Consider the following 14985-nt stretch of genomic DNA (forward strand, 5'->3'; position numbering starts at 1 on the left):
AGTCTATGGCGGTGCCCCGATGGCGTCATTTGTGTACTGGGGCGCCATGCTCGACTGCTCTTCACAAAGCAGTCGAGCATGGCTCGACACTACAGAAGGGCGGCAGTCGAGCAAGCTCGACTCTACAAACCGGTGCTGTCGGCGATAATGGGCCATGAACGTGCAACGCTCCCCTTCGCGTGCGGTGGCCTGGATGGTCGCTGCGGTCGCCTGTTTCTCGCTGATGGATGCTGGCATGAAGCAGCTGTCGGCCAGCTATCCGACCCTGGAAGTGACCTTCCTGCGTGGTGCGGCTTCGTTGCCGTTCGTGCTGGTCTGGGTGCTGGTCAGCGCCGGCCCGCGCTCGCTGATCCCGCGCCGCTGGGGCCTGCACCTGCTGCGTGGTGGGCTGGGCATGGCGATGATCGGCTGCTTCGTGTTCGCCCTGCGTGACCTGCCGCTGTCCACCGCCTACACCATCTATTTCGTTGCCCCACTGCTGATCGCCGCGCTGTCGGTGCCGTTGCTGGGTGAGCGGGTTGGCCCGCGGCGCTGGGTGGCCATCGGCATCGGCCTGGTTGGCGTGCTGGTGGTGCTGCGGCCGGGCGTGGACGGCTTCATTTCGGTGCCGGGGCTGATGGTGCTGGCCGCGGCCACCGCGTATGCCGTGGCGGCGATCACGGTCAGCCTGCTCACCCGCACCGATACCTCGCAGTCGATGGTGGTCTGGTTCCTGGTGATCATGGCCATCGGTGCCGGCCTGCTGGCCCTTCCCGGCTGGGTGCCACTGCAGCTGGCGCATGCGCCGCTGATCGCCGGCATGGGTCTGGCTGGGGCGCTGGGCCAGATTGCCCTGACCAAGGCGTTCCAGCTGGGCGAGGCGTCGATGATCGCGCCGTTGGAGTACAGCGGCCTGGTGTGGGTGATCGGCTGGGATCTGGCCTTCTGGGGCCAGCTGCCGGACAGCTATACCTGGGTGGGCGCGGCGATCATCGTCGCCTCGGGGCTGTACCTGCTGCACCGTGAGCGGGTGAACCGGCAGGAACCGCCGAAGCCGCTGGATCATCCCTGAGCCGGGGTAGTGCCGGCCGCTGGCCGGCAACTCCTTGCCCCGGAGGGACCGCTGCAGGTGCCGGCCAGCGGCCGACACTACCGGGCGCGGGCGACTTAGAACCAAAAGGAATAACATTCTGGCCCATGGCGCGGGCGCGCGACCGCCTGCGCTGGTAGGCTGCACGCCCCCTTCCGTCACCCAGCCGGTGAGCCACGCCCGTGATCGAGTTCCAGCGCCTGCACAAATCCTATGCCGTTGCCGGCCGCGCAGTCAGCGCGCTGCAGCCGCTGGACCTGACCATCGAGGCCGGTGAGGTATTCGGCATCATCGGCCATTCCGGCGCCGGCAAGTCGACCCTGATCCGCATGATCAACCGCCTGGAAGAGCCCAGCGGTGGTCGCCTGCTGATCGGTGGCGAGGATGTCACCGCACTGGATGCGGACGGCCTGCGCGCGCTGCGCCGGCGCATCGGCATGATCTTCCAGCACTTCAACCTGCTGTCGTCGCGCACGGTGGCCGGCAACGTTGCCTTCCCGCTGGAGCTGGCGGGCACGCCGAAGGCGGAGATCGATGCACGCGTGGCCGAGCTGCTGCAGACCGTGGGCCTGGAGGCGCACGCGCAGAAGTACCCGGCACAGCTGTCCGGTGGGCAGAAGCAGCGCGTCGGCATCGCCCGTGCGCTGGCGACCCGCCCGCAGATCCTGCTGTGCGACGAGGCCACCAGCGCGCTGGATCCGCAGACCACGGCCTCGGTGCTGTCGCTGCTGTCGAAGATCAACCGCGAGCTGGGCCTGACCATCGTGCTGATCACCCACGAGATGGATGTGATCCGCCGTGTCTGCGACCGTGTCGCCGTGCTCGACGCCGGCCAGATGGTCGAGACCGGGCCGGTCACCCGGGTGTTCCTGCATCCGCAGCACCCGACCACGCGCCGTTTCGTCAGCGAATCGGAGCACGTGGATGAAGGCGCGCTGCATCGTGATTTCGATGCCGTCGGTGGCCGCATCGTGCGGCTGACCTTCCTCGGCGGAGACACCTACGAACCCCTGCTCGGCAGTGTCGCGCGGGAGACCGGGGTCGACTACAACATCCTGTCCGGCCGTATCGACCGGATCAAGGACACCCCGTATGGCCAGCTGGTGGTCGCCCTGGTGGGCGGTGACCAGTCCGCCGCGCAGGCCGCGTTCGTGGCTGCCGGCGTGCACGTTGAGGAGCTGCGTCGATGATCATCGCCACTGCCGGCGGATTCTTCCGCCACCTGGATGCGGGCAAGTGGGCCGACATCGGCCAGGCCACCATCGACACCCTGCTGATGCTGCTCGGTTCGCTGCCGCTGACCCTGGCCATCGGCCTGCCGCTGGGCGTGCTGCTGTACCTGTTCGGCGCGCCGCAGATGAAGCGCCGTCCGTTCGCCTACGGCGTGCTGGCGCTGGTGGTGAACCTGCTGCGCTCGGTGCCTTTCATCATCCTGATGATCGTGCTGATCCCGGTCACCCTGTTCCTGATGGGGACGTCGCTGGGGGTACGCGGTGCGATCGTGCCGCTGGTGATCGGTGCAGCGCCGTTCTACGCGCGCCTGGTCGAAACCGCACTGCGCGAAGTGGACCGTGGCGTGATCGAAGCGACCCAGTCGATGGGTGCCACCACCTGGCAGCTGGTCACCCGCGTGCTGCTGCCCGAGGCGCGCCCCGGCCTGATCGCCGGTGCGACGGTCACCACCGTGGCGCTGATTGGTTTCACCGCGATGGGCGGCGCGATTGGTTCCGGCGGCCTTGGTGACCTGGCGTTCCGCGATGGCTACCAGCGTTCGCACACCGACGTGGCCCTGGTTACCGTGGTCCTGCTGTTGGTTCTGGTGCAGCTGCTGCAGATGCTCGGCGACCGCCTGGTCGCGCATTACAGCCGCAAATGACGAGGCGCCGGGGCGCTGCCCCCGGCGTCGCCCGGTGCATCGCGGCAGCCGGCCAGCGGCCGGCTCTACCCCATTGCCTGGAAACGGTAGTGCCGGCCGCTGGCCGGCAGAGCCTGCAGAACTTCGACAGTGTGCCTGTCATAGCGCCAGGCTCTGGAAGCCGCCACACCCATCAGGAATCGATATCGCCAGACTGGGACTGGCAGCACACCCCGTTCCTTGGTATGTTCCGTTCAACGTAATACGTTTTACGGAATGATCCGTTCATTCCGCTGCAAGCAGACCCGTGCCCTGTTTGAAGGAACCTGTCCACGTGCCTGGCTTTCGATCCGGCGGGCTGCCGAGCGCAAGCTGCAGCTGCTCGACTCGGCACAGACGTTGGCATTCCTGCGCAGCCCGCCCGGGAACCGACTCGAGGCGCTGTCAGGTGATCGGAGAGGGCAGTACAGCTTGCGTATCAATGACCAGTGGCGGCTGTGCTTTACCTGGACTGACAACGGTGCCGATGCCGTGGAAATTGTTGACTATCACTGAGGTGCCCGCCATGAAGCGTCCCCACAACGGCATGCGCGCCATCCATCCTGGCGAGATCCTGCGCGAAGAGTTCCTGATGCCTCTGGCGTTGAGCGTGACCGCGCTGGCAAGGGCCTTGGATGTTCCCGCAACACGGCTGCACGCCATCGTGCACGGGGAGCGCAGTATTTCGGCCGATACCGCGGCACGGCTGGCGCGACATTTTGGTGGGGATGCCGCGTCCTGGCTTGCGATGCAGGCGGCCTACGACCTCAAGACATTGCCAACGCGCAGCGAGATCGAGCGACGGGTACAGCCGCGGGCAGCGTGAATTCGGGGCGCACGGACCGAGGTCCGCGGCCACAATCCAGTCAACGCACGTTCGGTACTTCGTAGCCCAGCTTGCCGACCTGCTCCGGGTGCTGCGGCACGCGCTTGAGCTTGTCGGTGTTCACGCCGTACTCGTCACGCAGGCGCTCGGCCAGCTCCTTGTACAGGGCTTTGTCCATGTCCGGTGTACGCGAGAAGATCCAGGCCATTTCGCGGCCCGGGTAGCCGATCAGCGCCCACGAGTAATCCGGCGCTACTTCCAGCACCCTCGAATGCGTAGGCACGACACGGTAGAACCAGGTGCGCCAGCCGTGGTTGCCGCTGTCCGGGTCGACGCTGGCGCGGGCACGCACTTCCTGCAGCGGTTCGCCGAAGCCATCACGGTAGCGGTAGGTGATGCCGACCTTGTGCGCATCGCGCAACTCGTACTCGTTGACGCTGGCGACATGGCCACGTTCGATGAAGTTCGGCACGCGGCCGATCACATACCAGGTGCCCATGAAGCGCTTCAGGTCGATCGGTGCGTCCAGGGCAGCCGCACCAGAGGCGCTGGTACGGGGCGACGGCGGCTCACTGGCGGCCACGGCGGGGCCGGCCAGGGAAAGGGCCAGCAGCGCGGCGCAGAGCGGGCGGATCGAAGTCATGCGGGAGCGGGCTCCAGTGGGCTTGCACGCGCATGGTCGACTGTGTGCACGCGATCCGTCAATGGTGTCGCAACCTGTGAGAAGGGGGTTGCCCATGCTGTGTTGCATTGTCCACCGGAGAAGCCCCATGAACGCACGTTCCGTCCGCCGCTCTGCAACTGAACGCGTCATTCTCGAGCGTGCCGACCCGCGCCTGCTGCGCAGCGTGCAGCAGCTGGCCCTGGCCGGTATGGCGCTGGTACTGGTATGGCCGGCCGCGCGCGGCAGCAGTGCCTGGCTGGGCTGGCTACCCATGTGGCTGGTGGGCATGCCGCTGGTGGCCTGGTGGGCGTTGCTGCGCTTTCCGTTGCCGCGCCTGTCGTGGCTGCGGCTGGCGCGTCGTACCGGTGGACAGGCACGTCGCCGTAGCAGCGGGGCGGCGCGAGGCCGTCGCGGCTCCACCGCCGCGGCCTGACCTTCGACACGGGGGCGGCCGCGGCGATCCATGCTAGCGTTCCACGGCTTATGACTGCCTGGAGCTGCAATGTCTCGACTCGCTTCCGCCTGCCTGCTGGCCGGCATGATGACCGCTGCCTCGGTGGGGACCGCCGTGGCCGCTGAAGACACCGATCGCTACGCCTGGCTCGAAGACGTCACCGGCGACAAGCCGCTGACCTGGGTCAAGGAACAGAACGCCAAGTCCGAGGCGCGCCTGGCGCAGACCCCGGCCTTCAAGCAGATGGAGACCAGCATCCGCGAGGTGCTCGACTCCGATGCCAAGATCCCCGGCGTGCAGAAGATCGGCGACTACTACTACAACTTCTGGAAGGACCAGCAGCACGAGCGCGGCCTGTGGCGGCGCACCACCCTGGCCGAGTACCGCAAGGCCTCGCCGCAGTGGGAAACCGTGCTCGACCTGGATGCGCTGAACAAGGCCGAGGGTGAGAACTGGGTCTGGCATGGCGCCGATTGCCTGCGCCCGGACTACAGCCGCTGCCTGATCGCGCTGTCGCGCGGTGGCGCCGACGCCGACGTCACCCGTGAGTTCGACCTGGCCAACAAGACCTGGATCAAGGACGGCTTCTTCCGTCCCGAGTCCAAGGGCGGCCTCAACTGGGTCGACCGCGACACCGTGTTCGTCTACACCGACTTCGGTGCGGGCTCGATGACCACCTCCGGCTACCCGCGCGTGGCCAAGCTGTGGAAGCGCGGCACGCCGATGACCTCGGCCACCGTGGTGTACGAAGGCAAGCCGGAAGACATGTACATCGCGGCGATGCACGATGACACCCCGGGCTTCGAGCGCAACCTGGTCAGCCGCACGCTGGCGTTCTACAACAACGAGCTCTACCTGCGTGGCGACGATGGCACGCTGACCAAGATCGACGCGCCAAACTCGGCCGAGAAGGGCCTGCACAAACAGTGGCTGACCCTGGAACTGCGCGATCCGTGGACCGTGGGCGGAAAGACCTACGCGTCCGGTTCGCTGCTGGCGACGAAGCTGGACGACTTCCTGGCCGGCAAGCGCGACTTCGAGGTGCTGTTCACCCCGACCGCGACCACCTCGCTGGCCGGCGCCACCTGGACCAAGAGCCACCTGGTGCTGAACGTGCTGGATGACGTCAAGAACCGCCTGTCGGTTCTGACCCCGGGCGCCGATGGCTGGCAGACCAGCCGCTTCGTCGGCGCGCCGGCCTTTGGCACGCTGGCGGTGGGCGCAGTGGACAGCAACGACAGCGATGCGGTGTGGCTGACCGCCACCGACTACCTGACCCCGACCACGCTGGCCCTGGCCGAGATCGGCCAGGCGCCGGAAACGTTGAAGACCATGCCGGCCTTCTTCGATGCCAAGGGCAAGGTGATCGAGCAGCACTTCGCCACCAGCAAGGATGGCACCCGCGTGCCGTACTTCGTGGTGCACGACAAGGCGATGAAGCTGGACGCCTCCAACCCGACCCTGCTGTACGGCTATGGTGGCTTCGAGATCTCGCTGACCCCGAATTACTCCGGTGGCATGGGCCGCGCCTGGCTGGAGAAGGGCGGTGTGTACGTGGTCGCCAACATCCGTGGTGGTGGCGAGTACGGCCCGCGCTGGCACCAGGCCGCGCTGAAGCAGAACCGTCACAAGGCATATGAAGACATGGCTGCGGTGGCGCGCGATCTGGTCAAGCGCAAGATCACCAGCGCCAAGCACCTGGGCGTGCAGGGTGGCAGCAACGGTGGCCTGCTGACCGGCAACATGCTGACCCAGTACCCGGAACTGTTCGGTGCAGTGGTGGTGCAGGTGCCGCTGCTGGACATGAAGCGCTACAGCCACCTGTTGGCCGGTGCCTCGTGGATGGCCGAATACGGCAACCCGGACACCAGCGACTGGGAGTTCATCAAGACCTTCTCGCCGTACCATCTGTTCAACGAGAAGAAGAACTACCCGCCGGTGCTGTTCACTACCTCCACCCGCGATGACCGCGTGCACCCGGGCCATGCCCGCAAGATGGCGGCGAAGATGATCGACGCCGGCAAGGACGTGACCTACTACGAGAACATCGAAGGTGGCCACGGCGGCGCAGCCAACAACGCGCAGGCCGCACACATGTCCGCACTGGCCTACAGCTTCCTGTGGGAGCGGTTGGGCGGCAAGTAAGCAGAACGGAAAACGCCGCCCCAGGGCGGCGTTTTTCGTTGGGTTCACGTATCCACGCATGGCGTGGATCTACCTACGTATCGTGCGCTGGGTCAGTAGATCCACGCCATGCGTGGATGCCGTTCGCGCAGATCGATCAGGCGCCCCAGCTCTTCAACCCGCGTGCAATCCGCGCCACCGCCTCCTGCAGCCGCGGCACTTCCTGGGTATAGGCCAGGCGCACATGCTGGTTGGCGCGATGGAAACCGAAATCCAGCCCCGGGGTGAACGCCACGTGCTCGGTTTCCAGGAAGTGCGCGCAGAACGCCTGCGCGTCGTCAGTGAACGCGCTGACGTCGGCGTACAGGTAGAACGCACCCTGCGGTTCCACTTCGATGCGGAAACCAAGCTCGCGCAGCGCCGGCAGCAGATAGTCGCGACGCTGGCGGAACGCCTCGCGGCGCTGTTCGAAGATCGCCATCGATTCCTCGCTGAAGCAGGCGAGTGCGGCATGCTGGGCGATGCTCGACGCGCTGATGTACAGGTTCTGTGCCAGCTTCTCCAGGTCCGGCACCGCCGCCGGCGGCGCCACCAGCCAACCCAGCCGCCAGCCGGTCATGCCGAAATATTTGGAGAAGCTGTTCAGCACGAACGCGCTGTCATCCACCTGCAGCACGCTGGGTGCATCCAGGCCGTAGGTCAGGCCGTGGTAGATCTCGTCCACCACCAGATGGCCGCCACGCGCGTGCAGGGCCTGCGACAGTGCCGCCAGTTCGTCGGCGGACAGCACGGTGCCGGTCGGATTGGCGGGGGAGGCCACCAGTGCGCCGACGCTGTCGGCATTCCAGTGCTGTTCCACCAGCGGCGGTGTGAGCTGGTAGGCGGTGTCCGGGCCGACAGGCACCAGCTGTGCACCGCCTTCCACCAGGCGCAGGAAATGACGGTTGCAGGGGTAGCCGGGGTCGGCCAGCAGCCAGTGGCGGCCGGGGTCGACCAGCAGGCTGCTGGCCAGCAGCAGCGCACCGGAGCCGCCGGGAGTGACCAGGATGCGCTCGGGGTCGATGTCCAGCCCGTAGTGGCTGCGATAGAAGCCACTGATCGCCTGGCGCAGGGCCGGCAGGCCACGTGCGGCGGTGTAGCGGGTATGGCCGGCGGCCAATGCGGCCTGGCCGGCACGCACGACCGGTTCGGCCGTGGTGAAGTCCGGTTCGCCGATTTCCAGGTGGATCACATCGTGGCCCGCCTGTTCCAGCGCCTGCGCGCGGGCCAGCAGGGACATCACGTGGAACGGAGCGATTTCATGGCTGCGCCGGCTGTAGCCCGGCGTGTGGGGCAGGGTACTCATGTGCCCATGGTACGCCGCGCGTCCTGGAAGTGCCGGCCGCTGGCCGGCAACCCCCCGCCTCTGTTTATCCCGAGGTTGCCGGCCAGCGGCCAGCACGACCCATGACCATCCGCAGGGTTGCCCGCAACCCTCCTGCAACCCAGACTCGAGCACAAGGACGCCATTGCATTGCGGCTCAAGGAGCCTTATCTCATGAAATCCACCCTCTGCCTGTTGCTTGCGAGCCTGATGACCACCACTGCCACCGCCGCCACGCCGCCCGTTCCGCCGGATGCCGCCAAGCATCCGCATGTGGTCAAGGCGCCGTTCGGCGCGACCCGCAACGACGACTATTACTGGCTGCGCGACGACAAGCGCGAGAACAAGGACATGCTGGCCTACCTGCAGGCCGAGAATGCCTACGCCGACCAGTTGCTGGCGCCGCTGAAGCCGCTGGAAGACACCCTGTACAAGGAGATCGTCGGCCGCATCAAGCAGGACGATTCCAGTGTGCCGGCGCGCGAGCGCGGCTACTGGTACTACAGCCGCTTCGAGACCGGCCAGGACTATCCGATCCACGCACGCCGCAAGGGCGGCATGGATGCCGCCGAGGAAATCCTGCTGGACGTCAACACGATGGCCGCCGGCAAGGGCTACTTCAGCGTCGGCTCGATGGAAGTCAGCCAGGACAACCAGCTGCTGGCCTGGGCCGATGACGATGTCGGTCGCCGCCAGTACACCATCCGCTTCAAGGACCTGGCTACCGGCAAGGTGCTGCCCGATGTGATCACCGGCAGCTCCGGCGACCTGGTCTGGGCCGACGACAACCGCACCGTGCTGTATGTCGAGAACGATCCGGAAACCCTGCTGACCGTGCGCGTGAAGAAGCACGTGCTGGGCACCCCGGCCAGTGCCGACACCGTCGTCTACGAAGAGAAGGACGACAGCTTCTACATGGGCATCGGCCGCACCCGCGACGATCGCTTCATCACCATCGGCGTGCACAGCACTGTGTCCTCGGAAGAGCGCTACGCGCCGGCCAGCGACCCGACCACGTTCACCGTACTGGCGCCGCGCCAGCGCGATGTGGAGTACGACGCTGACCACTACGACGGCCGCTGGGTGATCCGCACCAACGACGGTGCGAAGAACTTCAAGCTGGTCACCGCACCGACCGATGCGACCTCGCGCGCACAGTGGAAGGACTGGATCGCGCATGACGATGCGGTGTTCATCGAAGGCTTCGAGCTGTTCGATGCGTACACCGCCATCGCCGAACGTTCCGAGGGCCTGGAACGCATCCGCCTGCTGTTCAAGGATGGCCGCAGCGACTACGTGAAGGCCGATGAGCCGGCGTACTCGATGGGCCTGGGCGACAACACCGAGGCCGATACGCCGTGGCTGCGCTACGTCTACACCTCGATGACCACCCCCACCACCGTGTTCGAGCTGAACACCGCCACCGGCGAGCGCCGCCAGCTGAAGGTGCAACCGGTGATCGGCTATGACGCGTCGAAGTACGAAACCGATCGTGTCTGGATCACCGCGCGCGATGGCGTGAAGGTGCCGGTGTCGCTGGTCTACCGCAAGGGCTACCAGAAGGATGGCAAGGGTGCGCTGTTCCAGTACGCCTATGGCAGCTACGGCATGTCGATGGATCCGTACTTCAACCAGACCGCGGTGAGCCTGCTCGATCGTGGCGTGGTGTATGCCATCGCCCATATCCGTGGCGGCCAGGAGATGGGCCGCGACTGGTACGAGAACGGCAAACTGCTGCACAAGCAGAACACCTTCAACGACTTCATCGACGTCACCCGTGGCCTGGTGGCGCAGGGCTGGGCGGCGAAGGATCGCGTGGCGGCATCCGGCGGCAGCGCCGGTGGCCTGCTGATGGGCGCGGTGGCCAACCAGGCGCCGCAGGATTACCGGGTGATGGTGGCGCAGGTACCGTTCGTCGACGTGGTCACCACCATGCTCGACCCGACCATTCCGCTGACCACCAACGAGTACGACGAGTGGGGCAACCCGGAGCAGAAGCCGTACTACGACTACATGCTGTCCTACTCGCCCTACGACAACGTGAAGCAGCAGGCGTACCCGGCGCTGTTCGTGGGCACCGGTCTGTGGGATTCGCAGGTGCAGTACTGGGAGCCGGCCAAGTGGGTGGCCAAGCTGCGTGACGACAACACCGGCCATTACCCGATCCTGTTCCGCACCAACATGGAAGCCGGCCACGGCGGCAAGTCGGGGCGCTTCCAGCGCTACCGTGAACTGTCCGAGTCGTACGCGTTCGTGCTGCAGCAGCTGGGCATCGCCCAGCCGTAATGGTGCAGGGGTGCCGGGCGTTGCCTGGCATCCCGAACCGGTATCCTTGCGGCCATGAGCCAGCCCGACCCCTCCGCACCCCGCGATGCTGCCACGCCACCGCGCGTGGTGCGTTTCCGCTGGGCGTGGTGGCTGCTGGCCTACGTCAGCCTGGGCACCGGTATCGTCGGCATCTTCGTGCCGGGCCTTCCCACCACCGTATTCATCCTGATCTCGGCCTGGGCTGCCTCGCGTGGTTCCGAGCGCCTGCACAACTGGCTGCTGCAGCACCCGCGCTTCGGCCCGGCCATTGCCAACTGGCAGGCACACGGGGCGGTCAGCCGCTACGGCAAGTGGATGGCCACGATCACCATGGCAGTGTGCGCCGGCATCATGCTGTGGTGCGTGCCGATCGCCTGGGTGAAGTGGTTCTCGATCGGCAGCATGACCGTGGTGGCGATCTGGCTGTGGACCCGGCCGCTGCCGCCGCCTGCAGATTGAACGCCTGCGGTGGTGTCGGCTGCTGGCCGGCAACCCGATCCCCTGCACCAACCGCTCAGCCGCCAATGGCTATACTCGGGGCATGAAGATCCCCCATCGAAACGCCATCCTGATTCCGCTGGCAGCGGCCTCGCTGCTGCTCCTCGCCGCCTGCGGCAACAAGGGCCCGCTGGTACTGCCGCAGAAGCCGGTGCCGGTGGAAGAAACCGTCGAACCGGTTGCCGAGCCCGCTACCGAAGCGACCCCGGCGCAGACCGAAGGCAGCGGCACCCCGACCACGACCGTGGAGCCGGCTGCACCGACCACGCAACCGGCGCCTGCGCCTGCGAAGAAGGTGGGCGGCGGGAATGAGTAAGGCCGGTTCCAAGGCGCTGCGCTTCAGCAAGATGCATGGCGCGGGCAATGATTTCGTAGTGATCGACCTGCGTGACGGCACTGCGCCGCCCACGCCTGAACTTGCCGCGCGCCTGGCCGACCGCCACACCGGCGTCGGCTGCGACCAGATCCTGACCATCGAAGCGCCGCGCGCGGAAGGCTCGGTGGCGTCGTACCGCATCTGGAATGCCGACGGTTCCAACTCCGAGCAGTGCGGCAACGGCGCGCGCTGCATCGCGGCCTGGCTGGTGCGTGAGGGCAGTGCGCAGGGGGATCAGTTCGTCATCGACAGCCCGCTGGCCAGTCATGAGGTGAAGGCCCTGGGCGATGGCCAGTTCGCGGTGACCATGGGCGTGCCTGCGTTCGAGCCGGTCAACGTGCCGCTGGTGGGCTTCGCCCATGCACGCGAGGAGTACCTGCTGCCGTTGCAGGGCGAGAGCATACGATTCGCCGCGGTGTCGATGGGCAATCCGCATGCGGTGATCGAAGTGGGCCTGATCGATGCAGCACCGGTCGAGCGCGTCGGTTCGCTGCTGCAGCAGCATGCCTCGTTCCCGCGCTCGGTGAACGTGGGTTTTGCCCAAGTGATGGGCCCGGCGCATGCACGTCTGCGTGTGAATGAACGTGGCGTCGGCGAAACCCTGGCCTGCGGCAGCGGCGCCTGCGCCGCTGCGGTGACCCTGATGCAGCGTGGCCGCCTGCAGCGCGATGCGCGCATCAGCCTGCCCGGGGGGGACCTGCGCATCCAGTGGCCGGGCGATGGCCAGCCGGTGGTGATGGCCGGCCCGACCGCATTCGTCTTCGAAGGGGAGTGGATCGCATGACCGAAACCGTCGACAAGCTCGGGGCCCATGAAGTCGCTGCGTGGTTGCGGCGACATCCCGGCTTCCTCAAGCAGTTCCCGGACCTGGCCCTGACCCTGGTGGTGCCACGCGACGACGGCCCGACCGCGTCGCTGGCCAGCTACCAGCTGGAAGTGCTGCGCGAGAAGAACCGCGAGCTGGCACGACGGTTGGCCGATCTGGGTGCCACCGCCCAGGTCAATGAACGCCTGGCAGTGCGCACGCATCAGCTGACCCTGGCGCTGATGAAGCAGGACAACGCCGCCGACACCCTGCGTGCGATGGCTGCCTCGCTGCAGGAAGATTTCGCCGGCGACCTGGTGCGATTGGTGGTGCATACACCGGTGGCCGGGCTGGAACAGGCCGACTGGCTGCAGGTGATCGCCGCCGATGATGCGCAGCTGGGCCCGTTCCGCGACTGCCTGAAGGACGGCGAGCCGATCTGCGGGCGCCTGCAGCCGGAAAAGAATGCCGTGCTGTACGGCGTGCGCAGCGAAGAAGTGCAGACCACCGCGCTGCTGCCGTTGCCGGGCGTGGGCCTGATTGCTGTGGGCAGCCACGACCCGAACCGCTTCTACCCGGGCATGGGCACGCTGTTCCTGCGCATGATGGGCGATGCGTTGGCCACCGGCCTGAAGCGCTTCCCGGGCTGAGCAGGACACGACGATGAGCGCGGTACAGGCCTTCCTGCAGCATCTGCAGGTAGAGCGGCGGATGTCGGCGCATACGCTCGATGCCTACCGCCGTGACCTGGACGCGTTGTCGGCCTGGGCCGAGCCGCGCGGTGTTGCGGTGGACGCACTCGATGCCGAGGCGCTGCGCCAGTTCGTTGCCGACGAGCACCGCAGAGGCCTGTCAGCCAAGAGCCTGCAGCGCCGCTTGTCGGCCTGCCGCAGCTTCTACGCCTGGCTGCTCAAGCACGGGCGCATCGAGGTCAGTCCGGCGGCGACGCTGAAGGCGCCGCGTGCGCCGCGCCGGTTGCCGCAGGTGCTTGACGCCGACGAAGCCGTGCAGCTGGTCGAGCTGGAACCGGAAGGTGAACTCGGCCGCCGTGACCGCGCGCTGCTGGAACTGTTCTATTCCTCTGGCCTGCGCCTGAGCGAAGTCTGCGCGCTGACCTGGCGCGACCTGGATTTCGACAGCGGCCTGGTCAACGTGCTGGGCAAGGGCAACCGCCAGCGTCGCGTACCGTTCGGCCGGCCGGCACGCGAAGCGCTGCAGGCGTGGCGTGCGGAAAGTGGCGGCGGCCCGGCCTCGCCGGTGTTTCCCGGTCGCAACGGGCCGATCAGCCAGCGTGCGGTGCAGATCCGCATCCGCCAGCTGGCGCAGCGCCAGGGCCTGTTCAAGCACGTGCATCCGCACATGCTGCGGCACAGTTTTGCCAGCCATATCCTGGAATCGTCCGGCGACCTGCGCGGTGTGCAGGAACTGCTTGGCCATGCCGACATCGCAACCACCCAGATCTACACCCACCTTGATTTCCAGCACCTGGCCAAGGTCTACGACGCCGCGCATCCACGTGCGAAGCGCCGCAGCAAGGACGACAAGGCTGAATAGCGCGCCCTTGATCTGGATCAGGGCAGGGCGGGCGCTATCGGCGCATCGTGGCCGCAGGCCACGAGGACACCGCCACCATGGCGAAGCCCATACCGTTGCATCCCAAACACCCCGAGCGCATCTGCTGGGGCTGCGACCGCTACTGCGCGGCTGACGCCCTGGCCTGCGGCAATGGCTCCGGCCGCACCCAGCACCCGATCGAGACGCAGGGTGAAGACTGGTACCTCGCCTGGGGCATCGAGCCGAATCCGGACCGGCCGTCGCAGGCCAAGCGCTGAACGGCAGGCGTTCCACGTTCGGGCGGCGGGGGCCGCGCGCATTGCGATGCGCTCGTTAAAAGGGCGCCCTCTTCCCATGGGGCGCCGCCAAGCGCTGAACGGCAGCCATCCGCACAGGCTTGATCGCACCCGGCGCTGTCCCCATGTCCCGGGAACAGCTATCGGAGGCCGCATGGACCCCAGTCAGAATCCCAACGTTTTCCACGCCACCACCATCGTCTGCGTCCGTCGCGGCGAGCACGTGGCCATTGCCGGCGACGGCCAGGTCACGCTGGGCCACACCGTGATGAAGGGCAATGCGCGCAAGGTGCGCCGCCTCGGCCGAGACGGTCAGGTGCTGGCCGGCTTCGCCGGTGCCGCCGCCGATGCCTTCACCCTGTTCGAGCTGTTCGAGGCCAAGCTGGAAAAGCACGGCCAGCTGCAGCGCGCTGCGGTCGAGCTGGCCAAGGATTGGCGCACCGAGCGCCGCCTCGGCAAGCTCGAAGCCCTGCTGGCGGTGGCCGACAAGGAAACCTCGCTGATCATCAGCGGCACCGGCGATGTGATCGAGCCGGAGGACGGCATCATCGCCATCGGTTCCGGTGGTTCCTATGCACTGTCGGCCGCGCGCGCGCTGATGGCGCACACCGAACTGGATGCGCGCACCATTGCCAGCGAAGCGATCGGCATTGCCGGCGACATCTGCATCTACACCAACCGCAACGTGGTGGTCGAGGAGCTGTGAGGGTCGTGCCGGCCGCTGGCCGGCAACCTCATGATCCCCCCCACGCGTG

Annotated in this window: 17 protein-coding genes; 15 read left to right on the plus strand and 2 right to left on the minus strand. The window is 66.9% G+C overall.

From position 1 onward, the window contains the following. Window positions 1-154: 154 nt before the first annotated feature. The 5 genes from V3B64_RS05865 to V3B64_RS05885 all read left to right on the plus strand — a co-directional run bounded on the left by V3B64_RS05865 (window position 155) and on the right by V3B64_RS05885 (window position 3789). Window positions 155-1051 (plus strand): DMT family transporter, encoded by an 897-nt coding sequence (locus tag V3B64_RS05865; protein ID WP_049399222.1) that lies wholly within the window; start codon window positions 155-157, stop codon window positions 1049-1051. A gap of 200 nt (window positions 1052-1251) precedes the next feature. Beyond that, the gene (locus tag V3B64_RS05870; RefSeq protein ID WP_032129022.1) at window positions 1252-2259 is read left to right on the plus strand and encodes a methionine ABC transporter ATP-binding protein; all 1008 of its coding nucleotides are present in this window, start codon (window positions 1252-1254) and stop codon (window positions 2257-2259) included. Beyond that, window positions 2256-2945, plus strand: a complete 690-nt coding sequence (locus V3B64_RS05875) for a methionine ABC transporter permease (RefSeq protein ID WP_032129021.1) — start codon at window positions 2256-2258, stop codon at window positions 2943-2945. Before V3B64_RS05870 ends, V3B64_RS05875 begins: the two co-directional genes overlap by 4 nt. A 255-nt stretch (window positions 2946-3200) precedes the next feature. Then, window positions 3201-3479: a type II toxin-antitoxin system RelE/ParE family toxin gene (locus V3B64_RS05880; protein WP_080356578.1), complete on the plus strand. Its 279-nt coding sequence runs from the start codon at window positions 3201-3203 to the stop codon at window positions 3477-3479. A 10-nt stretch (window positions 3480-3489) separates the two neighbouring features. Continuing rightward, the gene (locus V3B64_RS05885) at window positions 3490-3789 is read left to right on the plus strand and encodes a HigA family addiction module antitoxin (RefSeq protein ID WP_329913803.1); all 300 of its coding nucleotides are present in this window, start codon (window positions 3490-3492) and stop codon (window positions 3787-3789) included. Between the two features lie 40 nt (window positions 3790-3829). Here V3B64_RS05885 and V3B64_RS05890 read toward each other — a convergent pair whose 3' ends face one another. Further along, a complete protein-coding gene (locus V3B64_RS05890) occupies window positions 3830-4432 on the minus strand; it encodes a lipocalin family protein (RefSeq protein ID WP_010481371.1) in 603 nt (200 codons plus the stop codon). A gap of 127 nt (window positions 4433-4559) precedes the next feature. Between V3B64_RS05890 and V3B64_RS05895 the strand changes: the two genes are divergently transcribed. Both V3B64_RS05895 and V3B64_RS05900 read left to right on the plus strand, forming a co-directional pair. Then, on the plus strand, window positions 4560-4886 hold the full coding sequence (locus V3B64_RS05895; RefSeq protein WP_121504347.1) for a hypothetical protein: 327 nt from the start codon (window positions 4560-4562) through the stop codon (window positions 4884-4886). A gap of 69 nt (window positions 4887-4955) precedes the next feature. Beyond that, complete coding sequence (locus V3B64_RS05900; protein WP_121504348.1) at window positions 4956-7052, plus strand: prolyl oligopeptidase family serine peptidase; 2097 nt, start codon at window positions 4956-4958, stop codon at window positions 7050-7052. Between the two features lie 136 nt (window positions 7053-7188). On the opposite strand, the gene V3B64_RS05905 is transcribed toward V3B64_RS05900, so the two are convergent. After that, a complete protein-coding gene (locus tag V3B64_RS05905) occupies window positions 7189-8376 on the minus strand; it encodes a pyridoxal phosphate-dependent aminotransferase (protein ID WP_121504349.1) in 1188 nt (395 codons plus the stop codon). Between the two features lie 192 nt (window positions 8377-8568). On the opposite strand from V3B64_RS05905, the gene V3B64_RS05910 reads away from it, so the two are divergent. From V3B64_RS05910 to hslV, 8 genes are all read left to right on the plus strand, one after another. Next, complete coding sequence (locus V3B64_RS05910) at window positions 8569-10680, plus strand: S9 family peptidase (protein WP_329913804.1); 2112 nt, start codon at window positions 8569-8571, stop codon at window positions 10678-10680. Between the two features lie 54 nt (window positions 10681-10734). After that, entirely contained in the window at window positions 10735-11160 is a 426-nt protein-coding gene (locus V3B64_RS05915) for a YbaN family protein (RefSeq protein WP_106469167.1), read from the plus strand. Window positions 11161-11242: 82 nt separating this feature from the next. After that, a complete protein-coding gene (locus tag V3B64_RS05920) occupies window positions 11243-11515 on the plus strand; it encodes a lipoprotein (RefSeq protein WP_329913805.1) in 273 nt (90 codons plus the stop codon). Further along, window positions 11508-12359, plus strand: coding sequence for a diaminopimelate epimerase (gene dapF, locus V3B64_RS05925; protein WP_049399235.1), 852 nt, complete (start codon window positions 11508-11510; stop codon window positions 12357-12359). The genes V3B64_RS05920 and dapF overlap by 8 nt, the downstream gene beginning before the upstream one ends. Continuing rightward, window positions 12356-13030 carry a DUF484 family protein gene (locus V3B64_RS05930; RefSeq protein WP_032129013.1) on the plus strand — a complete coding sequence of 225 codons (675 nt, stop codon included), beginning with the start codon at window positions 12356-12358 and terminating at the stop codon, window positions 13028-13030. Before dapF ends, V3B64_RS05930 begins: the two co-directional genes overlap by 4 nt. A gap of 13 nt (window positions 13031-13043) precedes the next feature. Next, on the plus strand, window positions 13044-13934 hold the full coding sequence (gene xerC, locus V3B64_RS05935) for a tyrosine recombinase XerC (protein ID WP_329913806.1): 891 nt from the start codon (window positions 13044-13046) through the stop codon (window positions 13932-13934). Between the two features lie 77 nt (window positions 13935-14011). Then, on the plus strand, window positions 14012-14212 hold the full coding sequence (locus V3B64_RS05940; RefSeq protein ID WP_032129030.1) for a DUF3079 domain-containing protein: 201 nt from the start codon (window positions 14012-14014) through the stop codon (window positions 14210-14212). A 172-nt stretch (window positions 14213-14384) separates the two neighbouring features. Beyond that, a complete protein-coding gene (gene hslV, locus V3B64_RS05945) occupies window positions 14385-14936 on the plus strand; it encodes an ATP-dependent protease subunit HslV (protein WP_005411093.1) in 552 nt (183 codons plus the stop codon). Window positions 14937-14985 lie beyond the last annotated feature (49 nt).

Origin of the sequence: Stenotrophomonas sp. SMYL86 (genome assembly GCF_036320025.1) — a bacterium.
In the GTDB taxonomy this organism is placed as follows: Bacteria; Pseudomonadota; Gammaproteobacteria; order Xanthomonadales; family Xanthomonadaceae; genus Stenotrophomonas; species Stenotrophomonas maltophilia_A.